Annotated in this window: 19 protein-coding genes; 9 read left to right on the top strand and 10 right to left on the bottom strand. The window is 60.9% G+C overall.

The annotated features are described in order from the left end of the window. Window positions 1-140 precede the first annotated feature (140 nt). Both KZH41_RS29400 and mutM read left to right on the top strand, forming a co-directional pair. On the top strand, window positions 141-953 hold the full coding sequence (locus tag KZH41_RS29400) for an HDOD domain-containing protein (protein WP_176462894.1): 813 nt from the start codon (window positions 141-143) through the stop codon (window positions 951-953). Between the two features lie 21 nt (window positions 954-974). Continuing rightward, on the top strand, window positions 975-1787 hold the full coding sequence (mutM, locus tag KZH41_RS29395; protein ID WP_094949181.1) for a bifunctional DNA-formamidopyrimidine glycosylase/DNA-(apurinic or apyrimidinic site) lyase: 813 nt from the start codon (window positions 975-977) through the stop codon (window positions 1785-1787). A gap of 122 nt (window positions 1788-1909) precedes the next feature. On the opposite strand, the gene KZH41_RS29390 is transcribed toward mutM, so the two are convergent. The 5 genes from KZH41_RS29390 to KZH41_RS29370 all read right to left on the bottom strand — a co-directional run bounded on the left by KZH41_RS29390 (window position 1910) and on the right by KZH41_RS29370 (window position 6689). Beyond that, complete coding sequence (locus KZH41_RS29390; RefSeq protein WP_003213796.1) at window positions 1910-2161, bottom strand: YfhL family 4Fe-4S dicluster ferredoxin; 252 nt, start codon at window positions 2159-2161, stop codon at window positions 1910-1912. Between the two features lie 186 nt (window positions 2162-2347). Continuing rightward, window positions 2348-2827, bottom strand: a complete 480-nt coding sequence (gene coaD / locus KZH41_RS29385) for a pantetheine-phosphate adenylyltransferase (RefSeq protein WP_003176711.1) — start codon at window positions 2825-2827, stop codon at window positions 2348-2350. Between the two features lie 114 nt (window positions 2828-2941). Continuing rightward, on the bottom strand, window positions 2942-4537 hold the full coding sequence (locus tag KZH41_RS29380; RefSeq protein ID WP_263274148.1) for a GMC family oxidoreductase: 1596 nt from the start codon (window positions 4535-4537) through the stop codon (window positions 2942-2944). 150 nt (window positions 4538-4687) lie between these two features. Further along, the gene (locus KZH41_RS29375; protein WP_094949179.1) at window positions 4688-5233 is read right to left on the bottom strand and encodes a twin-arginine translocation pathway signal protein; all 546 of its coding nucleotides are present in this window, start codon (window positions 5231-5233) and stop codon (window positions 4688-4690) included. A gap of 28 nt (window positions 5234-5261) precedes the next feature. Continuing rightward, window positions 5262-6689, bottom strand: coding sequence for a coniferyl aldehyde dehydrogenase (locus tag KZH41_RS29370; RefSeq protein WP_094949178.1), 1428 nt, complete (start codon window positions 6687-6689; stop codon window positions 5262-5264). Window positions 6690-6835: 146 nt separating this feature from the next. On the opposite strand from KZH41_RS29370, the gene KZH41_RS29365 reads away from it, so the two are divergent. Beyond that, window positions 6836-7507: a TetR/AcrR family transcriptional regulator gene (locus tag KZH41_RS29365; RefSeq protein WP_094949177.1), complete on the top strand. Its 672-nt coding sequence runs from the start codon at window positions 6836-6838 to the stop codon at window positions 7505-7507. Between the two features lie 33 nt (window positions 7508-7540). After that, window positions 7541-8395: a sulfurtransferase gene (locus KZH41_RS29360; RefSeq protein ID WP_094949176.1), complete on the top strand. Its 855-nt coding sequence runs from the start codon at window positions 7541-7543 to the stop codon at window positions 8393-8395. Between the two features lie 182 nt (window positions 8396-8577). Here the strand turns inward: KZH41_RS29360 and KZH41_RS29355 are convergent, their stop codons facing one another. The 4 genes from KZH41_RS29355 to KZH41_RS29340 form a co-directional block, all read right to left on the bottom strand. After that, window positions 8578-9576 carry a hydrolase gene (locus tag KZH41_RS29355; protein ID WP_242153266.1) on the bottom strand — a complete coding sequence of 333 codons (999 nt, stop codon included), beginning with the start codon at window positions 9574-9576 and terminating at the stop codon, window positions 8578-8580. 179 nt (window positions 9577-9755) lie between these two features. Further along, window positions 9756-10373, bottom strand: a complete 618-nt coding sequence (gene rsmD / locus KZH41_RS29350) for a 16S rRNA (guanine(966)-N(2))-methyltransferase RsmD (RefSeq protein ID WP_094949174.1) — start codon at window positions 10371-10373, stop codon at window positions 9756-9758. Then, window positions 10373-11863, bottom strand: a complete 1491-nt coding sequence (locus KZH41_RS29345; RefSeq protein ID WP_242153263.1) for a M16 family metallopeptidase — start codon at window positions 11861-11863, stop codon at window positions 10373-10375. Before KZH41_RS29345 ends, rsmD begins: the two co-directional genes overlap by 1 nt. Beyond that, window positions 11856-13211: a M16 family metallopeptidase gene (locus KZH41_RS29340; protein ID WP_094949172.1), complete on the bottom strand. Its 1356-nt coding sequence runs from the start codon at window positions 13209-13211 to the stop codon at window positions 11856-11858. Before KZH41_RS29340 ends, KZH41_RS29345 begins: the two co-directional genes overlap by 8 nt. A 605-nt stretch (window positions 13212-13816) precedes the next feature. Between KZH41_RS29340 and ftsY the strand changes: the two genes are divergently transcribed. The 4 genes from ftsY to rpoH all read left to right on the top strand — a co-directional run bounded on the left by ftsY (window position 13817) and on the right by rpoH (window position 17918). Then, complete coding sequence (ftsY, locus tag KZH41_RS29335; RefSeq protein WP_242153256.1) at window positions 13817-15247, top strand: signal recognition particle-docking protein FtsY; 1431 nt, start codon at window positions 13817-13819, stop codon at window positions 15245-15247. Then, entirely contained in the window at window positions 15244-15915 is a 672-nt protein-coding gene (ftsE, locus tag KZH41_RS29330; RefSeq protein WP_003213784.1) for a cell division ATP-binding protein FtsE, read from the top strand. Before ftsY ends, ftsE begins: the two co-directional genes overlap by 4 nt. Then, window positions 15912-16934: a permease-like cell division protein FtsX gene (gene ftsX / locus KZH41_RS29325; protein WP_094949170.1), complete on the top strand. Its 1023-nt coding sequence runs from the start codon at window positions 15912-15914 to the stop codon at window positions 16932-16934. Before ftsE ends, ftsX begins: the two co-directional genes overlap by 4 nt. A 129-nt stretch (window positions 16935-17063) precedes the next feature. Beyond that, window positions 17064-17918 (top strand): RNA polymerase sigma factor RpoH, encoded by an 855-nt coding sequence (gene rpoH / locus KZH41_RS29320; protein ID WP_003176698.1) that lies wholly within the window; start codon window positions 17064-17066, stop codon window positions 17916-17918. A 108-nt stretch (window positions 17919-18026) separates the two neighbouring features. Here rpoH and mtgA read toward each other — a convergent pair whose 3' ends face one another. Beyond that, entirely contained in the window at window positions 18027-18749 is a 723-nt protein-coding gene (mtgA, locus tag KZH41_RS29315) for a monofunctional biosynthetic peptidoglycan transglycosylase (RefSeq protein ID WP_094949169.1), read from the bottom strand. 74 nt (window positions 18750-18823) lie between these two features. Here mtgA and KZH41_RS29310 point away from each other — a divergent pair, with 74 nt between their 5' ends. Beyond that, window positions 18824-19201: a DUF423 domain-containing protein gene (locus KZH41_RS29310; protein WP_094949168.1), complete on the top strand. Its 378-nt coding sequence runs from the start codon at window positions 18824-18826 to the stop codon at window positions 19199-19201. Window positions 19202-19254 lie beyond the last annotated feature (53 nt).

The raw sequence follows: 19254 nt of genomic DNA, 5'->3' as shown, positions 1-19254 counted from the left end.
TTGATCCGGTTTCAGTTCGGTTTTTTGAGGTGTCGGTCAGCTTCCCATAGAGGTTAGAATCCCCGCCTAGCCCAGAGTGTGTACTTATGTCCCAAGAGCTTTCCGCCGAACAGATCCAACAGGCCCTGCAAGGCATCAGCGTGCCGCCCCAACCGCAAATCATGGTGGATTTGCAGATGGAGCAGTACATGCCCGACCCGGACCTGGACGTGATCGCGCGGTTGATCTCCCAGGACCCAGGCCTGTCCGGCGCCTTGCTGAAAATCGTCAACTCGTCGTATTACGGGCTGAGCAACAAGATCGCCTCAATCCAGCGCGCGGTGAACCTGCTGGGCAGCCGTTCGATCATCAACCTGATCAACGCCCTGTCGATCAAGGGCGAGATGAGCGATGACACCATCGTCACGCTCAACCGCTTCTGGGACACCGCCCAGGATGTGGCCATGACCTGCCTGACCTTGGCCAAACGCACCGGCTCGCAAGCGGTCGACGAGGCGTATGCCTTAGGCTTGTTCCACGATTGTGGCGTGCCGTTGATGCTCAAGCGCTTCCCCAATTACATGACGGTGCTGGAACAGGCCTACGCCAATGCCGGCCCCGACTGCCGCGTGGTCGATACTGAAAACAACGCCTTCAACACCAACCATGCCGTGGTGGGCTATTACACGGCCAAATCCTGGCGCCTGCCGGAGCATGTGACCGACGCCATCGCCAACCACCACAACGCCCTGGCGATTTTCAGCGATGAGTCGACGCGCAACCCGCAACTGAAAAACCTGCTGGCGATCCTCAAAATGGCTGAGCACATCTGCTCGTCCTATCGCGTGCTGGGTAACCAGACCGTGGACCATGAGTGGAATGCCATCGGCCATCTGGTGCTGGATTACCTGGGCCTGTCGGACTACGACTTCGAAAGCATGAAGTTGTCGATCCGCGAACTGGGCGCGCACTGACCCTTTCTTCACGAGGTACACATGCCCGAGTTACCAGAAGTCGAAACCACCCGGCGCGGTATTGCGCCGCACCTGGAGGGCCAGCGCGTCAGCCGCGTGGTGGTACGTGAGCGGCGCCTGCGCTGGCCGATCCCGGAAGACCTCGATGTACGCCTGTCGGGGCAGCGCATTGTGCTGGTGGAACGGCGGGCCAAGTACCTGTTGATCAATGCCGAAGTGGGCACCTTGATCAGCCACTTGGGCATGTCGGGCAACTTGCGTCTGGTGGAAGTCGGCATGCCGGCGGCCAAGCATGAGCATGTGGATATCGAGTTGGAATCCGGCATGGCCCTGCGTTACACCGACCCACGGCGCTTCGGCGCGATGCTGTGGAGCCAGGACCCGCACAACCACGAACTGTTGATTCGCCTGGGCCCGGAGCCGTTGACCGACCTGTTTGATGGCGAGCGCCTGTTCCAGCGGTCCCGTGGCAAGTCGATGGCGGTGAAGCCGTTCATCATGGACAACGCGGTGGTGGTGGGCGTGGGCAATATCTATGCGACGGAAGCGTTGTTTGCCGCCGGGATTGACCCGCGTCGGGCCGCCGGTGGTATTTCACGCGGGCGTTACCTGAAGCTGGCGATCGAAATCAAGCGCGTGCTGGCGGCCGCCATTGAACGTGGCGGCACCACATTGCGGGACTTTATCGGGGGTGATGGGCAGCCGGGGTATTTCCAGCAGGAACTGTTCGTCTACGGCCGGGGCGGCGAGGGGTGCAAGGTTTGCGGGACCGAGTTGCGCAATGTGGTGCTGGGGCAGCGGGCGAGTGTGTTTTGCCCTAAATGTCAGAGCTGATTGCTGTGTGATGGCTGATGCCGCCATCGCAGGCAAGCCAGCTCCCACAGTTAGATTTGTGAATCCATTCAGTGTGGGAGCGGGCTTGCCCGCGATGAGGCCCGGCCAGACACCACAGGGCCTCAGGCTTTACCGGTAATCAACCGGTACTTCTCCATCAACTGCTCTTCCGTTTCCGGATGGGCTTCATCCAGCGGAATGCAATCCACCGGGCACACTTGCTGGCACTGAGGCTCGTCATAGTGGCCGACGCACTGGGTGCACAGGTTGGGGTCGATCACGTAGATCTCTTCGCCCTGGGAAATCGCAGCGTTCGGGCACTCGGGTTCGCAGACGTCGCAGTTGATGCAATCGTCGGTGATGATCAAGGACATGGAAACTCCTGCCAGGGCTGTCAGCCAGGGCATCTGAAAACTAATGCGCGCAATTGTGCCGCATTGGCGCCCGCAGTGCGAGTGCACATGACCTGAGGTCAACTGGTATGTCTGTGTGGGCGCTCACCTGTGGCGAGCGCTTATTAGGGCAAGCCCGCTCGCCACAACAAGCCCACTCATCAGAAATTACTTCTTGAAGCGCAGCGTCAGCGCATCCGCGACAGCCGGGTGTACGAACTTGGTGATATCCCCGCCCAAAGCGGCAATTTCACGCACCAACGTCGAGGAAATGAACGAATAACGCTCCGACGGCGTAAGAAACAGGCTTTCCACGTCCGGCGCCAGTTGGCGGTTCATGTTGGCCAGCTGGAATTCGTATTCGAAGTCCGACACCGCACGCAGGCCGCGCAGGAATACATTGGCGTTCTGCTCTTTGGCGAAGTGCGCGAGCAAGGTCGAGAAACCCACCACTTCTACGTTGGGCAGGTGCTTGGTGACCTCACGCGCCAGTTCCACGCGCTGTTCCAGGGGAAACAGCGGGTTTTTCTTGGGGCTGGCAGCGACTGCGATGATCACATGGTCGAACAGGCGAGAGGCGCGTTCGACCAGATCGCCATGGCCTTTGGTAATCGGGTCGAAGGTTCCTGGGTACAACACTCGGTTCATCGCGTCGTCCTGGCGGAGTCCGTTGGGGAACCGGATGGTATCGCAGCCATCCCGGTCGGCCAAGTCAACTTATGCAGAAGAAAGCAGTATAGACATGGCGAATACCGTGTTTTTTCACGCTGTTTTCAGACGTTCGGCCAACGCTGTCGCCAGTTGCGCGGTTAATCCATACACCGACAATTGCGGATTAGCCCCAATGCTGGTGGGGAATAACGAGCCGTCGTGGATCGACAGGTTGCGCAGTTGGTGATGGCGACCGAGGCTGTCGGCCACTGCGGTTTTCGGGTCTTCACCCATGGCGCAACCGCCCATCACATGGGCACTGCCCAGCGTGGTTCGGTGCAGTTCCAGGCTCAGGTCGTCAATCAGGTTGCGTGCCTCAGCCAGGGTGTTCACGTAGCGCGCATCGTGATGCAGCGGCTTGACTGACTTGGCGCCCGCCGCGAACTGAATCTCGGCCATGCTGTGGAAGGCACGGCGCAGGCCGTCCCACGCGTAGGGCGAAACCTGGTAGTCGAGCACCGGCGTGCCGTCTGCGCGTAATTCCACTGTGCCGCCGGGGCTGTCGGGGTGGAAACCGTCGCGCAGCAGCGCGAGCATGGCGTGGGTGTGGGGCAATTGGCTCATATCGAGCGCGTTCCCTGTGCCGTAGCCGCCGAACAGGGTGCTGGCCAATCCCGGGTGTAACGGCGGTGCCTCCAGCTTGTAGGACATTTTGCCGGTGGTACCGTCCTGCCATTGGAAGTGGTCGGAGTAGATCGACTGCGGCGCGCCGTAGAACGGGTTGATCACGTCGTCGAACAAGCCGGCGGAGAAGTTCACCAAGTGCAGGAACGTTCGCTTGCCCAGCCGAGAATGCGGGTCAGGCGCGTCCGAGCGCATCAGCAGCGCCGGGCTGTTGATGCCGCCGCCCGCGAGCACGTAATGCTTGGCCTTGACCGTAATCTTGCGCCCGGTGGGTGCCACGCAGCGTTCGTCCATCGCCACGCATTCCAGGCTGCTGATGGTGTCGCCGCTGAATTTGAGGCGCTCGGCGCGGGCCAGGTACAGCAGCTCGCCGCCCTTTTCCAGGGTGGACGGGATGGTAGTTACCAGCATTGATTGCTTGGCGTTGACTGGGCAGCCCATGCCGCAATAGCCCAGGTTGAAGCAGCCACGCACGTTGCGTGGGATCACGTGCCAGCTGTAACCGAGTTTTTCGCAGCCTTTGCGGATCACATCATTGTTGGCATTCGGTGGAATGGCCCACGGGGCGATGCCCAGGCGCTGTTCCATCTTCTCGAACCACGGTGCCATGTCGGCGCTGCTGTGGCCTTTTACTGCGTATTCACTGGCCCAGTGGGAAAGAGTGGCGTCGGGTGTACGAAAGCTCGACGTCCAGTTGATCAAGGTGGTGCCGCCTACGGCCCGGCCCTGCAGGATGGTGATCGCGCCGTCCTTGCTCATGCGGCCGATGCCTTCCTGATAGAGGCTGGCGTAGGCCTCGTCTTCGAGCAGCTTGAAGTCGCTGCTGGTCTTGAGCGGGCCTTCTTCGATCAGCAGCACCTTGTAGCCGGCGGCGCTGAGGACCTCGGCGGTGGTGCCGCCACCGGCGCCGCTGCCGATAATTGCCACATCGGCTTCCAGGGTCAGATCGCCGTCAAGGGCAGCGCCATTGTAGGTTTTCCAGCCGCGGGCCAGGCCGTCGCGGAACAGATCGGGTACGGGCATAGGTGTGCACTCTTATTTTTTTGTACGAAGTGGCAACCAATGTGGGAGCTGGCTTACCTGCGATAGCGGTCTGCCTGCCGATCAATTCATCGCTGGCCCGCCGCTATCGCAGGCAAGCCAGCTCCCACCTGTCTGAATGGGTTATCAGCGTCAAATTTTGGGTGGCCCGGGGTAGCCGCAATGCGCCCAGGACTGCGGGCGGAAGTACCAAGCCATGATCACCAGCTTGAGCAGCGAGCCCTGGCCCATGCGCAGCAGGTTCAGGTAGCTGTTTTCCCAGCGGTGCAGGAAGTTGCGGATCTGCTCGCTACTGGCGTTTTCCCAACTGCCCCAGATACCGGTCAGTGGGCCGCGGGTGATGCCCATGCTCAATACGTCGAACAGTTGCTGGGTGAGCTTGAACATTTCCGGCGACAGGTGCTGGAGGCTGTAGTCGAGCTTTTTCAGGGTGTCTTCGATCCCGGCGACCACGTCCTGGGCGCTGGCCGCGCCTTCGAGCAGCACGGGGATTACCGCGCGCAAGAACGGCAAGTCACTGCTGCGCAGCAGGGCAAAGCCGCTGGCCGGGGTGCTGCTGGAGCAGCCGCTGAGGCTGGCGCCTAGCCCGGCGGTGGCCAGGAATGCGCTGGCGCACAGGCCGATTTTCAGGACGCCGCGCCGCGACAGCGCAGGTGAATCAGTCAGGCTAGGGTTCATTGTTATTGTTACCCCGAGGTTGGCGGAATCAGCGAATAAACAGTTTTTGAATCAACGTCTGGATCGACTTGCCGTAAGGCGGGTAGATCAGCTTTGCCGCGTTCAGGCGCTGTTTCACCAGTACGCCCTTGGCTTTGCTGAACGTGAGGAAGCCTTCATGGCCGTGGTAGTGGCCCATGCCCGAGGGGCCGATGCCGCCAAAGGGCATGTCGTCCTGGGCCACATGCAGCAGGGTGTCGTTCAGGCACACGCCACCGGAGTGGGTTTCATGGAGTACGCGGTTCTGCTCGCCCTTGTTGTAGCCGAAGTAGTACAGGGCCAATGGGCGAGGGCGCTGGTTGATGTAGGCAAACGCCTGGTCAATGCCGCGATACGGCACGATCGGCAGCACCGGGCCGAAGATTTCGTCCTGCATCACGGTCATTTCATCGCTGACATTTAGCAGCAGGCTGTGGGCCATACGCCGTGCCTGGCCTTGGTCGTACAGCGGAATCAGGGTGGCGCCTTTGTCGGTGGCGTCTTTGACGTAGGCATTCAGCCGTGCCTGCTGCCTTTCGTTGATGATGGCGGTGTAGTCCGGGTTGTCGGCCAGGGTCGGATAAAACCCGCGAACGGCTTTGCTGTAGGCCTCGACGAACCCTTCGACGCGATCTTCCGGCACCAGCACGTAGTCCGGCGCTACACAGGTTTGCCCGGCATTCAGGCATTTGCCGAAGGCGATGCGCTCGGCGGCGTCCTTGAGCGGTACGTCGGCGGAGACAATCGCCGGCGACTTGCCGCCCAGCTCCAGCGTGACCGGCGTGAGATGCTCGGCAGCGGCGCGCATCACGTGCTTGCCGATGCTGGTGGCGCCGGTAAACAGCAGGTGATCGAAGCGCAATTTGGAGAACGCCATGCCCACTTCGGCTTCGCCCAGCACCACGCATACCAAGTCTTCGGGGAAGATTTTCGCCAACAGCGCCTTGAGCAGTTCACCCGTGGCGGGCGTGGATTCGCTGAGCTTGAGCATCACCCGGTTACCGGCCGCCAGAGCGCCGACCAACGGGCCAATGGCCAAATACAGTGGGTAGTTCCACGGCACGATCACCCCAACCACGCCCAGCGGTTGGTAGATGACTTTGGCCGACGCGGGTTGGAAGGCAATGCCTACGGCGCGGCGGGAAGGTTTCATCCAGCCCTTTAGGTGTTTACTGGCGTAGTGAATGCCATGCAAGCTCGGCATCAGTTCGGCGAACAGGGTTTCGTCTGCGCTGCGATGGCTGAAGTCCTGGCTGATCGCGTTGATCAGGGCTTGGCGTTCGTCGCTGAGCAAGTCGCGCAAGGCTTTGAGCCATTGCTGACGCTGCGCCGCCGGCGGCATCGGGTTGGCGGCATAGGCGCGGCGTTGGGCGTCGAACAGGTCCTGGAGTTGATCCAGCGCCTGGGAATCTTGCAGGTAGGCAACGGTGGCAGACATGGTGCAGTTCCCAATTGTTATAGGTCTGCCTGGATTTTTAGAGTCATTGCTCTAAATTGTCAAATGTCATTGCAGCAACAAGCGGATTTATCCAGACAAGGATAGGCCGTAAGATGCCCCATCACGTGTTTAGAAGCTGATCCCCTATGGCACCACGAGTAAAGACCAGCGAGCGCATTGTGCAAACCAGCCTGGAGCTTTTTAACCAGCAGGGCGAGCGCAGCATCAGCACCAACCACATTGCCGCCCACATGGAGATTTCCCCGGGCAACCTGTACTACCACTTCCCCAACAAGCAGGCGATCATCGCCGTGCTGTTTCGCGAATACGAAGTGTTGGTGGACAGTTTCCTGCGCCCGCCTCAAGGCCGTGCGGTAACCGTTGAAGACAAACGCTTCTACCTGCAGGCCGTGCTGGCCGGCATGTGGCGCTACCGTTTCCTGCACCGTGACCTCGAACACCTGCTGGAAAGCGACCCGGAACTGGCCACCGGCTACCGGCGTTTCTCTCAGCGTTGCCTGATCCAGGGCGGCGCTATCTATCAGGGGTTCGTGGATGCCGGCATCCTCAATATGGACCCGATACAAACCGAGGCCCTGACCCTCAATGCCTGGATCATCCTCACTTCCTGGGTGCGTTTCCTGTGCACCACCAATGAAAACTCCACCCATTTGAGCGCCGAGGCGATCAAGCGCGGGGTGTATCAGGTGCTGGTGCTGGAAGCAGGGTTTGTCACGCCCCAGGCGAAAGAGGCGGTGGACGCCTTGTTCAAAGAGTTTTACGTGCCGTTGAACCAGGCACTGGAAGAAGTGAAGTAGGACCTTTCCCGAATGTGTTCACAGGAGTCCGTCATGCCGCTTGCCCAACTGATCAGCCCCCAGCAATTAGCCGAGCGCCAGCAGGCTGCCGGGCTGGTGATCCTGGATTGCCGCTTTGCCTTGGAAGACCCGGACTACGGGCTTTGCAGCTATGCCGAGGGGCATATTGAGGGGGCGCAATACGCTGATCTGGAGCGCCACCTCAGCGGTCCGGTGACCAAAGGCGTGACCGGCCGACACCCATTGCCAGCCGCGGACACGTTCACCGAGCAACTGCGGGCTTGGGGTATCAACGCCGACACCGACATCGTGCTGTATGACGACGGCCCCGGTGCCTATGCCGCCCGCGCCTGGTGGCTGCTGGCCTGGCTGGGCAAGCGTGATGCTGTGTTTATCCTGGACGGTGGCCTCAAGGCCTGGCACGCCGCCGGTTTCCCGCTGAGCCTGGACGCGCCGGTGGTTGAGCCGGGGACGTTTGCCGGTACGCCGGACAATCACTTGGTGCTGGACGCCGAACACCTGCAAAAACGCCTGGGCGAACCGGGCATGACCTTGATTGATGCTCGGGCTCAAGCGCGCTTTCGTGGCGACGTGGAACCTATCGACCCCATCGCCGGGCACATTCCCGGTGCGCAATGTGCGGCGTTCAATGAAAACCTGGGCAGTGATGGCCGCTTTCTTCCGGCTGAGCAGCTCAAGCAGCGCTTCGCCGCGCAGTTGCAGGGCCGTTCGCCGGATGCGCTGGTGGCGTATTGCGGTTCGGGCGTGACGGCGTGTCATAACCTGTTTGCGTTGAGCTTGGCGGGTTATCCGTTGGGCAAGCTGTATGCGGGGTCGTGGAGCGAGTGGATTACTGATCCGGCGCGGGAAATTGCGACCGGCGACTGAGCTGTCAGGTCTGTAAACCCAATCAAAATGTGGGAGCTGGCTAGCCTGCGATGCCGGTGTGTCAGCTAAAAATCGGCTAACTGAAAAGCCCGCTCGCCACGAAAGCCCATCTGCTACAGATTTTGCGCTCACCGAAAGTTGTGTAGATACCTATGCGCATTGCAGGCAAGCCCGCTCCCACATTATTTATCGTGTTTCTCCAGTAGCCACTGGGGGATTCGGCGCTCCAGGTAGTAGCTGGGGCGCTTGAGCGAACCATCGACAAACCCCACATGCCCACCCTTGGTCAATAACTCGAACTCGGTGCATTCCGACAATTCACTGGCCTCGGGCAAGCTGTGGGCGAACACGAACGGGTCATCGGCGGCCTGGATAATCAGGGTGGGGGTGCGGATAGCACCCAGGTAATACCGACTGGATGCGCGGCGGTAATAGTCCTCGGCGCTGAGGAAGCCGTGCAGCGGCGCGGTCACCCTCCCATCGAAGTCCCAGAACGTGCGCATCTTCTCCAGCGAGCCCAGTGCCTCCAGGGTTTTCAGCCCGTCAGCCTGGCCATCCTGTAAAAAGCGCCGCTGCTTGGCGCGGATATACGCCAGCATCTCGCGCATAAAGTGCTTCTGATAAACCCGCGAAAAGCCCAGCCCGATGCGATCGGCGCATTGATCCAGCCGAAACGGCACCGACACCGCCGCGGCGCCGTGCAACCCCGAGGCCTCGCCGGTTTCCCCCAAATGCTTGAGCAGCACATTGCCGCCCAGGGAATAACCCACTGCGTACAGCGGCGCCAACGGCCGCTTGGCCCGCAGATGGGCAATCGCTGCCGCCAGGTCTTCGCTGGCGCCCGAGTGGTAACTGCGCGCTAGCAGGTTCGGCTCGCCCGAGCACCCGCGCCAGTTCAACGCTGCGCTGGCCCAGCCTTGAGCCGCGAGGGTTTTTTGCAGGCCGGCCACGTAGGGCGAGTTGGATGAACCCGTCAGCCCATGCAGTACCAGCACTAATGGCGCTTGTGCGTCGTGGGGGCCGTGCCAGTCGAGGTCGAGGAAGTCGCCGTCGTCCAGCCACAAGCGTTCGCGTTGGCGTTCGATATGGGTGGTGGTGCGCCACAGCGGCCCCCACAGCGTTTGCAGATGGGGGTTGCCGAGGCCGAAGGCGGGTTTGAACAGGTCGGAAGAAGGGGTCATGTAACTCTCGGTAGCAAGTGAACTCACTGTGGCGAGCGAGCTTGCTCACGCTGGGCTGCGGAGCAGCCCTATCAAGAACACCGCACTTATTCAGCCAGAACACTATTGCAGGTTTTGGGGCTGCTTTGCAGCCCAGCGGGAGCAAGCGCCCTCGCCACAATTGAAGCCAGGCTGAAAGACTAGGCAGCGATTTCGACCAACCGATGCCACAACGCGTAATACACCCGCCCGGACTTCTGCTCCCGGTGCAGGCGCCAGCTGCCCGGCAGGCCGAGGGTAGACGGGGCGGTCTCACTCTCAGTGTAGATCCACGCATCCGCAGCCAGCCACTGTCGCTCTTCCAGCAACGCACACACCGTCGGCAACAGGTTTTGATTGAACGGCGGGTCGAGGAACACCACGTCGTACTCAGTCGCCGCCTGGGTTTCCAGGTAGCGCAGCGCGTCGGCGGTCTGAACCTGGCCGGTGGTGCAACGCAGTGTGCCCAGGTGTTCCTTGAGGCTGGACACCGCCACATTGCTGGCATCCAGCGCCTGGCCCTGGGCCGCGCCACGGGACAGCGCCTCCAGGAACAGCGCGCCGCTGCCGGCGAACGGGTCCAGCACTTTGGCCCCGCCGATGTACGGCGCGAGCCAGTTGAACAGGGTTTCACGCACGCGATCCGGCGTCGGGCGCAGGCCTACGACGTCGGGGAAGCTCAGCTTGCGACTGCCCCATTCACCGCCAATGATGCGCAGTTGGCCCACACCGTTATGCACGTTGTGGACAGGTTTTTTTGGGCGAGATGAACTGGCCATTAATGCTCCGGAACCCCGAGCGGCTGCTCGGCAGGTTTATCAGTGGGGGGCGGTAGTGGCTTTTGCGCAATCGTCGGGCCGGCGGTCACGATGACCATCTTGTCGGCGCTCAAGTGTTTGTTCAATGCAGCCTTGACCTGCTCTACGGTCAGGGCCTGGGATTGTTTCATGAAATCTTCCAGATAGCTCAGCGGCAGGTTGTAGAAACCCATCGCGCCCAGTTGCCCGGCAATATCGGCGTTGCTGGCGGTGGACAGCGGGAAGCTGCCGGCCAGCTCACGCTTGGCGTCATCCAGTTCCTTTTGCGTCGGGCCGGTCTTGAGGTAGTCGGCCAGTACGTCCTCAACCAGGCGCAGGGTGCCGCCGCTCATTTCGGCGCGGGTCTGCAGGTTGATCATGAACGGGCCGCGTACTTGCATCGGCGAGAAACCGGAGTACACGCCATAGGTCAGGCCGCGTTTCTCGCGCACTTCGCTCATCAAGCGGGTGCCGAAACCACCGCCGCCGAGGATCTGGTTGCCCAGGGACAAGGCTGCGTAGTCCGGGTCGGCGCGGTCGATGCCCAGTTGCGCGAACAGCAGGTGCGTCTGCTTGGATGGGAACTCAATATGGCTCAGGCCGGCTTTGGGTTCGGTCGGTTGGGCGATCTTCGCCAGGGCCGGGCCTTTAGGCAGCGATGCGGAGACCTTGGCGGTCATGGCTTCGGCCTCGGCGCGGGTCAGGTCGCCTACAACGGCAATCACCGCGTTACCGGCGGCGTAAGCCTTGGCGTGGAAGGCCTGCAGCTGCGCGAGGGTAATCTTCGGAATGCTTTCAGGCGTGCCTTCGCTCGGGTGAGCGTAAGGGTGGTCGCCGTACAGGCGCTTGAACAGCTCAAGGCTGGCCAGTTTAGCCGGGTTCTGTTTCTGGTATTCAAAACCGGCAAGGATCTGGTTCTTGATCCGCGCCAGGGAGTCTGCCGGGAAGGTCGGCTTGCCGATCACGTCGTCGAACAGCGTCAGGGCTGCGTCGCGCTTGTCGCTGTCACTCAGGCTGCGCAGGGACACCAGCGCCATGTCGCGGTAGGCGCCATTGCCAAAGTCGGCGCCCAGGCTTTCAAAGCCACTGGCGATCTGGCTGACGCCCTTGCCCGGCACACCTTCATTGAGCATGGCGTTGGTCAGCAGGGCCACACCGGGCGTGTTGCCGTCCTGGCTGCTGCCGGCGGCGAACAGGATGCGCACGTCGAACATCGGCAATTCGTGGGCTTCGACGAACAGCACCTTGGCGCCTTCGGCGGTGGTCCAGGTTTGCACGTCGAGCTTGCGGTTGGTCGGCGCCTTGCCGTCCAGCTCCGCCAAAGATTGCAGTTTGCTGGCCGATTGGGCCTTGTCCAGCGCCTGGCTGGCCACGGATTCGCTCGGGCGCAGGAAATACACGGCGCTGGCGGCGATCGCGGTGACGGCGATCAGGGCTGGCAGGATCAGGCGGCTGCTTTTGCGATCACTCATGAGCGGTCTCCTCAGGCAAAACATGGGCGACGCTCAAACGCTCGCGGGTGAAATAAGTACGTGCGGCCTTCTGGATATCTTCCGGGGTCACGCTTTGCAGGTCGGCCAACTCGGTGTCCATCAGTTTCCAGGACAGCCCGACAGTTTCCAGGGAGCCAATGGCCGTGGCCTGGCTGGTGATGGAATCGCGCTGGTAGACCACGCCGGCGATGACCTGGGCGCGGATACGCTCCAGTTCTTCGGTGGTCGGCGGTTTGGCTTTCAATTCGTCCAGCAGGCGCCACAGGCCGGCTTCGGCTTGGGCAATGGTCTTTTTCTTCTGCTGGTTCGGCGTGGCCGTCAGGGTGAACAGGCTGTCACCCCGGGTGTAGGCGTCGTAGCTGGTGGAGGCGGCGGATACCAGCTCTTCACCGCGTTCCAGTTGCTCGGAAATACGCGCACTGTAGCCGCCATCGAGCAGGGCCGAGAGCAGGCGCAGGGCCTGTACCGAGCGTTTGTCTTCGGCGGTGGCCAGGCCTGGCACGTTGAAGCCCAGGATCACGCTCGGCAGTTGGGTCTGCACATGCAGGGTCAGCAGGCGTTCGCCAGGCTCGGCGAGCTCCAGTGGGATTTTCGCGGGTGGCACATCACGCTTGGGGATTGGGCCGAAATAACGCTGAGCCAGGTTCTTGACCTCATCCGGGGTCACGTCACCGACTACCACCAGCGTGGCGTTGTTCGGTACATACCAGGATTGATACCAGTGGCGCAGCTCTTCGACTTTCATGCGCTCCAGGTCCGCCATCCAGCCGATGGTCGGCGTGTGGTAACCGCTGGCCGGGTAGGCCATGGCCTTGAAGCGCTCGTAGGCCTTGGACATCGGGTTATCGTCGGTGCGCAGGCGGCGCTCTTCCTTGATGACCTCGATCTCGCGGCTGAACTCATCCGCCGGCAGGCGCAGGCTGGCCATGCGGTCGGCTTCCAGCTCGAAAGCGACGCCCAGGCGATCACGGGCCAGTACTTGGTAGTAGGCGGTGTAGTCATCGCTGGTGAAGGCGTTTTCTTCGGCGCCTAGGTCGCGCAGGATCAGTGAGGCTTCGCCGGGGCCGACTTTCGCGCTGCCCTTGAACATCATGTGTTCCAGGGCGTGGGACAAACCGGTCTGGCCCGGGGTTTCGTAGCTCGAACCAACCTTGTACCAGACCTGGGAAACCACCACCGGCGCGCGATGATCTTCGCGCACGACCACTTTAAGGCCGTTATCCAGGGTGAATTCATGGGTGGGTTGTGGGTCGGCAGCCAAAGCTGAAAGGGGCAGACAAACTGTGCTGAACAGCAGGCCTGCAGCGCGGCGGGCTAGAGCATTCATTCGTTTTTAAACCTGTTGGGCTGCCCGCTTGGTCTTAGCGTCGGCGGGCGAGGAGGTTAGGGCGTGTCATTCCTCATTACCAGTACCGCGCCGCAGCCTGCTAGTGTGCAGGGCAAGGCGCGAGGAGCGCGATTTGGTTTTTCCAAATAAGCTCCGAGTAACGCAGCCCAGCACACTAACAGGCCCGGCCCTTCGGGTTGTGCCTAAAAGCAAGCCAGGCTGCGTTTGCAGGCCTGGGCAAGGGAAGCACATTCCCGGCGGCCTGCGCCTTGCCTGGCTTGCTTTTAGGCGGCAACGCGGTACTGGTAATGAGGAATGACACGCCCTAGGATACTGATCCGATTTGGACACGGCCACCATGGCGGTCATCTTGTTCCGGATCCAGTCGTAGGAACGTGGAGGTTAAAGGTGTTTTTTCCCGACAATCTTCCACTTTTCGCCGATTTTATCGCTTCAGTCCTTTATTGAAACGATTTGTTGAGGCCTTTATTTACGCCTTACAAAATGTTGCGCATGAACAAGCGAGCGTTAAAGCAGTCTGTTCTGCATCGAATTTATTTACCGAGGCGCCCTGGCGCATCGCTACTTTGAGATAGCCGTCCTCCATGTTTGGTTCCAACGACGACAAGAAGAGCCCAGCTGCGGCTGGCGAGAAAAAAGGCCTGTTCGGATGGCTGCGCAAAAAGCCGCAGGAAACCGTCGTCGAACAGCCGCAGGTTCAACCTGAGCCTATCCCTGAACCGATAGTAGAAGCCGAACCGGTTGCTGAAATCCCGGCACCGGTGGTGTTGCCGATGGCCGAGCCGGTGTTGCAGCCGGTGGCTGAAGCCGCGCCGGAACCTGAGCCCGAGCACAAGCCGTGGCTTGAGCTGCCGGTGGCCGAAGAGCCCGTAGCGCTGGTTGACGATGTGCAGGCCGAACATGTGGCGCCGCCGATTCCGTCGGTGGTTGAGCCGGTGGAAGTGGTGGTTGAAGCGCTGCCGGTAGTCGAAGTGCCTGCGCCGGTCGTTGTTGAGCCGACGCCTGTGCCTGTCGTCGTGGCCGCGCCTGCCGTTATCGAGCCGCCTGTCGAACAAGAGCCGGTCACCGCTGCTGTCGAAACCAGCAAAACCGGCTTCTTCGCGCGCCTCAAGCAGGGCCTGAGCAAGACCAGCGCCAGCATTGGCGAAGGCATGGCCAGCCTGTTCCTGGGCAAGAAGGTCATCGATGACGAGCTGCTGGAAGACATTGAAACCCGCCTGCTGACGGCCGACGTGGGCGTTGAAGCCACCGCCGTGATCATCCAGAGCCTGACCCAGAAGGTCGCACGCAAGCAGCTGACCGACGCCGACGCGCTCTACAAATCCCTGCAGGCCGAGCTGGCTGCGATGCTCAAACCGGTAGAAGCCCCGCTGGTGATCACGCCGAACAAGCCGTTTGTGATCCTGGTGGTCGGCGTCAACGGCGCCGGCAAAACCACCACCATCGGCAAGCTGGCCAAAAAGCTGCAGTTGGAAGGCAAGAAAGTCATGCTCGCCGCCGGCGACACCTTCCGCGCCGCTGCCGTGGAGCAACTGCAGGTCTGGGGTGAGCGCAACAAGATCCCGGTGATCGCCCAGCACACCGGCGCCGACTCTGCCTCGGTGATCTTCGACGCCGTGCAAGCCGCCAAGGCGCGCAACATCGACGTGCTGATCGCCGATACCGCCGGTCGCCTGCACACCAAAGACAACTTGATGGAAGAGTTGAAGAAAGTACGCCGCGTGATCAGCAAGCTCGACGCCGAGGCGCCGCACGAAGTCTTGCTGGTGCTTGACGCCGGCACCGGCCAGAACGCCATCAGCCAGGCCAAACAATTCAACCAGACGGTGCAACTGACTGGCCTGGCATTGACTAAGCTCGACGGCACAGCCAAAGGCGGCGTGATCTTCGCCCTGGCTAAACAGTTCGGGTTGCCGATTCGTTACATCGGCGTCGGTGAAGGTATCGACGACCTGCGCACCTTTGAAGCCGAACCCTTTGTACAGGCACTCTTTGCCGAGCGGGAGCGTTCATGATTCGATTCGAACAGGTCGGTAAACGCTATGCCAACGGGCATGTGGGCTTGCATGAGCTGAGCTTTCGAGTGCGTCGCGGCGAATTCTTGTTCGTGACCGGTCACTCGGGCGCGGGCAAAAGTACGCTGTTGCGCCTGCTGCTGGCCATGGAGCGTCCGACCACTGGCAAGTTGCTGCTGGCGGGCCAGGATCTGGCCACTATCAGCAACGCACAGATTCCTTTCCTGCGCCGTCAGATCGGCGTGGTGTTCCAGAACCACCAGTTGCTGTTCGATCGCACGGTGTTCAACAACATTGCCTTGCCGTTGCAGATCCTGGGGCTGTCCAAAGCCGAGATCGTCAAGCGTGTGGATTCGGCGCTGGAGCGCGTGGCGCTGTCGGATAAAACCGATCTGTACCCAGGCGACCTGTCCACCGGCCAGCAACAACGCGTCGGCATTGCCCGCGCCATCGTCCACCGCCCGGCCTTGCTGCTGGCGGACGAACCCACCGGTAACCTCGACCCGCGCCTGGCGGCCGAGATCATGGGCGTGTTCGAAGACATCAACCGCCTGGGCACCAGCGTGCTGATCGCCAGTCACGACCTGGCGTTGATCGCGCGTATGCGCCATCGCATGCTGACCCTGCAACGCGGCCGCCTGATCGGCGACGGGGAGGCCGGCGTATGAGTGCAACACGCAGCCCTAAAGTCTCCGAACGCGTGGCGCCAAAAGCCGCCGACCCGCAACCGCAGAAGAAAAAACGCGATGAAGACGATGGCCCGGATTTCAGCACGCTGCTGCGCGCCTGGATCGAAAGCCATCGCGCCAGCCTGCTCGACAGCCTGCGCCGCCTGGCCAAGCAGCCGATTGGCAGCTTTTTCACCTGCCTGGTGATGGCCGTGGCGCTGAGCCTGCCGATGGGTTTGTCGCTGCTGCTTAATAATGTCGAGCGTCTGGGCGGTTCCTGGCAGCGTGCGGCGCAGATTTCGCTGTACCTGAACCTCGACGCCAGCGCCAAAGATGGCGAAAGCTTGCGCGACGACATCAAGAACCTGCCGGGTGTGGCGGACGCCGAATACATCAGCCGCGACCAGGCCCTTGAGGAGTTTCAGCAGCAGTCTGGCCTGGGCGAGGCGCTCAAGGAGCTGCCGCAGAACCCGCTGCCGGGCGTGGTGCTGGTGACGCCGAATGAAGTCGACAAGCCGGCGCTTGAGGCCCTGCGACAAAAACTCGCAGAGATGCCCAAGGTGCAACAGGCGCAACTTGATCTAGTCTGGGTAGAGCGTCTTGCCGCGATTCTCAAGCTGGGCGACCGCTTTGTGTTCGGTTTGACGGTGCTGTTGGTGTCTGCATTACTTTTGGTGATAGGTAATACCATTCGTCTTCATATTGAAAACCGTCGCATCGAGATAGAAGTGATTAAACTGGTCGGCGGCACGGACAGCTATGTGCGTCGTCCTTTTCTGTACATGGGCGCGCTTTATGGCTTTGGTGCCGGGATTTTGTCCTGGGGCGTGCTAGCGTTTGGCCTTGACTGGCTGAACGACGCGGTAGTCGGGCTTGCCGGCTTGTACGGCAGCGATTTCGCCTTGGCCGGCGTGCCGGTTGCCGATGGTTTGTCACTCTTGCTTGGCGCGGTATTGTTGGGGTATATCGGTGCGTGGATTGCGGTCGCTCGTCATTTACGTGAGTTGGCGCCGAAGTAGTTAATGTCAGATTAATGTGGTTTCGTTTGTATTGACCGTATCAGTGGTTTAGGGAACTTGTCCTACGGTTCCCGGTCAATTTTCGCAGTGCTGAACTGCACGAGTTATGTGAGTCGGAGGTTTTTTCGTATGACCACTTCTTTGCAACCTGCTTATGCCTTGGTCCCAGGTGCGAACCTGGAAGCCTATGTGCACACGGTCAACAGCATTCCATTGCTGACGCCCGAGCAGGAGCGTGAACTGGCCGAGAGTCTCTACTATGAGCAGGATTTGGGGGCGGCTCGGCAGATGGTGCTCGCCCACCTGCGTTTTGTCGTACATATCGCCCGTAGCTATAGCGGCTACGGCCTGGCCCAGGCTGACCTGATCCAGGAAGGCAACGTCGGCCTGATGAAGGCTGTAAAACGCTTCAACCCGGAAATGGGTGTGCGTCTGGTGTCGTTTGCTGTGCACTGGATCAAGGCGGAAATCCACGAGTTCATCCTGCGCAACTGGCGCATCGTGAAGGTGGCGACCACCAAGGCCCAGCGCAAACTGTTCTTCAACCTGCGCAGCCAGAAAAAACGCCTGGCGTGGCTGAATAACGAGGAAGTCCACCGTGTGGCCGAAAGCCTCGGTGTGGAGCCGCGTGAAGTGCGCGAGATGGAAAGCCGCCTGACCGGCCATGATATGGCCTTCGACCCGGCCGCAGAAGCGGACGACGACAGCGCCTTCCAATCGCCGGCCAACTACCTGGAAGACCACCGGTACGACCCGGCGCGTCAACTGGAAGACGCCGACTGGAGCGACAACTCCAATCACAACCTGCACGAAGCGTTGGAAGTGTTGGACGACCGCAGCCGTGACATCCTCTACCAGCGCTGGCTGGCAGAAGAAAAAGCCACGCTGCACGACCTGGCGCAGAAGTACAACGTGTCGGCCGAGCGGATTCGTCAGCTTGAGAAAAGCGCGATGAATAAGCTGAAGTTGTCGATCGCTGCTTAAAGGCTGCGAAAAGACAAAAAAATGCCCCGATCGAGAGATCGGGGCATTTTTGTTTGCATTCGAAAATCTCAAGTCCAACTCGGCCAGCTCCCACAGGGGGATGTGGTGTCAGTCGGACCAAGGTGCCTTGCGAGAGTTGTTCAACTCCACCAGATAACCATCCCCGCCCAATTGGCTCATCTGCTGGCGAATCCACGCCGCTCGCCGCGCCACATACGCGGTCGGATGGCTGGCACTCCACACCCGTGGGTTCGGCAACACCGCCGCCAAATAGCTGGCCTGCTGGCGAGAAAGCGCCTTGGCACTCACCCCAAAGTGATGTCGCGCCGCCGCTTCTGCGCCGAAAACACCTTCATCCCACTCCACGCTGTTGAGGTACACCTCAAGAATCCGCTGCTTGGGCCAGAACACCTCGATCAACCCGGTAAACCAAGCCTCCAGGCCTTTGCGCAAGTAACTGCGCCCGGCCCACAGGAACAGGTTCTTCGACACCTGTTGGCTCAACGTGCTGGCGCCGCGAATCGAACCGCCGCGCTCGTTGTGCAGCAGCGCCGCCTGAATCGCGCCAAAATCAAAACCCCAGTGCTGCGGGAAGCGCTGGTCTTCACCGGCCATCACCGCCACTTTGAGGTCATCGGAGATCTCGTCCCACGCCACCCACGTGCGTTGCAGGTCGATCGGCTCGCCGTCGATCCAGGATTCGACCTTGCGCTCCACCATTAGCGCGGTGAACGGTGGCGGCACGACACGAAACAGCAGCACCAGCAGCACACTGCCGATGGCAAACCATTTCACGACTTTGAGAAAACGCTTGAAGAGGAGACGCAGCATAGAGATGGCTTGGCCGAACCCGTTGAGCGGGCCATTATACAGACCCGGCCCTTTGAGTCTGATTGGAGTTCCTCATGCTGCGTAGCTTTCTGATGCTGGCTGCCTTTTTCGGCTTTACCGGCGTCGCCCTCGGCGCCTTTGCTGCTCACGGCCTGAAAAACCGCCTGAGCGCCGAGTACCTGGCGATCTTCCACACCGGCGTGACTTACCAACTGGTGCATGCCCTGGCGCTCTTCTGCGTGGCGTTGTTGGCTGCGCATATTCCTGGCCGACTGATCGGCTGGGCGGGTATCTCCTTTACTGTCGGCATCCTGCTGTTCTCCGGCAGTTTGTATGCGCTGACCCTGACCGGCATCAGCAAACTGGGGATCATCACGCCATTTGGCGGGCTGGCGTTTCTGCTCGGCTGGTTCTTCCTCGGTCTTGCTGCATGGCGCCTGCAGGCCATCTGACCGAGGGGCTTCTGACCAAGGGGCTTGGGCCGACAACCATGATCGGGCTAGAA

The organism is Pseudomonas sp. YeP6b, from assembly GCF_025642995.1.
Classification (GTDB): domain Bacteria; phylum Pseudomonadota; class Gammaproteobacteria; order Pseudomonadales; family Pseudomonadaceae; genus Aquipseudomonas.
Note: the sequence above shows the minus strand (reverse complement) of the source record. Positions and strands in the feature narration are given on the sequence as shown.

What these genes read in the sequence shown, in the direction of transcription:
- mutM (WP_094949181.1), top strand. Translation starts at nt 975, where the DNA reads ATGCCCGAGTTACCAGAAGTCGAAACCACCCGGCGCGGTATTGCGCCG.
- KZH41_RS29390 (WP_003213796.1), bottom strand. Translation starts at nt 2,161, where the DNA reads ATGTCCTTGATCATCACCGACGATTGCATCAACTGCGACGTCTGCGAA.
- coaD (WP_003176711.1), bottom strand. Translation starts at nt 2,827, where the DNA reads ATGAACCGAGTGTTGTACCCAGGAACCTTCGACCCGATTACCAAAGGC.
- KZH41_RS29380 (WP_263274148.1), bottom strand. Translation starts at nt 4,537, where the DNA reads ATGCCCGTACCCGATCTGTTCCGCGACGGCCTGGCCCGCGGCTGGAAA.
- KZH41_RS29375 (WP_094949179.1), bottom strand. Translation starts at nt 5,233, where the DNA reads ATGAACCCTAGCCTGACTGATTCACCTGCGCTGTCGCGGCGCGGCGTC.
- KZH41_RS29370 (WP_094949178.1), bottom strand. Translation starts at nt 6,689, where the DNA reads ATGTCTGCCACCGTTGCCTACCTGCAAGATTCCCAGGCGCTGGATCAA.
- KZH41_RS29365 (WP_094949177.1), top strand. Translation starts at nt 6,836, where the DNA reads ATGGCACCACGAGTAAAGACCAGCGAGCGCATTGTGCAAACCAGCCTG.
- KZH41_RS29360 (WP_094949176.1), top strand. Translation starts at nt 7,541, where the DNA reads ATGCCGCTTGCCCAACTGATCAGCCCCCAGCAATTAGCCGAGCGCCAG.
- KZH41_RS29355 (WP_242153266.1), bottom strand. Translation starts at nt 9,576, where the DNA reads ATGACCCCTTCTTCCGACCTGTTCAAACCCGCCTTCGGCCTCGGCAAC.
- rsmD (WP_094949174.1), bottom strand. Translation starts at nt 10,373, where the DNA reads ATGGCCAGTTCATCTCGCCCAAAAAAACCTGTCCACAACGTGCATAAC.
- KZH41_RS29345 (WP_242153263.1), bottom strand. Translation starts at nt 11,863, where the DNA reads ATGAGTGATCGCAAAAGCAGCCGCCTGATCCTGCCAGCCCTGATCGCC.
- KZH41_RS29340 (WP_094949172.1), bottom strand. Translation starts at nt 13,211, where the DNA reads ATGAATGCTCTAGCCCGCCGCGCTGCAGGCCTGCTGTTCAGCACAGTT.
- ftsY (WP_242153256.1), top strand. Translation starts at nt 13,817, where the DNA reads ATGTTTGGTTCCAACGACGACAAGAAGAGCCCAGCTGCGGCTGGCGAG.
- ftsE (WP_003213784.1), top strand. Translation starts at nt 15,244, where the DNA reads ATGATTCGATTCGAACAGGTCGGTAAACGCTATGCCAACGGGCATGTG.
- ftsX (WP_094949170.1), top strand. Translation starts at nt 15,912, where the DNA reads ATGAGTGCAACACGCAGCCCTAAAGTCTCCGAACGCGTGGCGCCAAAA.
- rpoH (WP_003176698.1), top strand. Translation starts at nt 17,064, where the DNA reads ATGACCACTTCTTTGCAACCTGCTTATGCCTTGGTCCCAGGTGCGAAC.
- mtgA (WP_094949169.1), bottom strand. Translation starts at nt 18,749, where the DNA reads ATGCTGCGTCTCCTCTTCAAGCGTTTTCTCAAAGTCGTGAAATGGTTT.
- KZH41_RS29310 (WP_094949168.1), top strand. Translation starts at nt 18,824, where the DNA reads ATGCTGCGTAGCTTTCTGATGCTGGCTGCCTTTTTCGGCTTTACCGGC.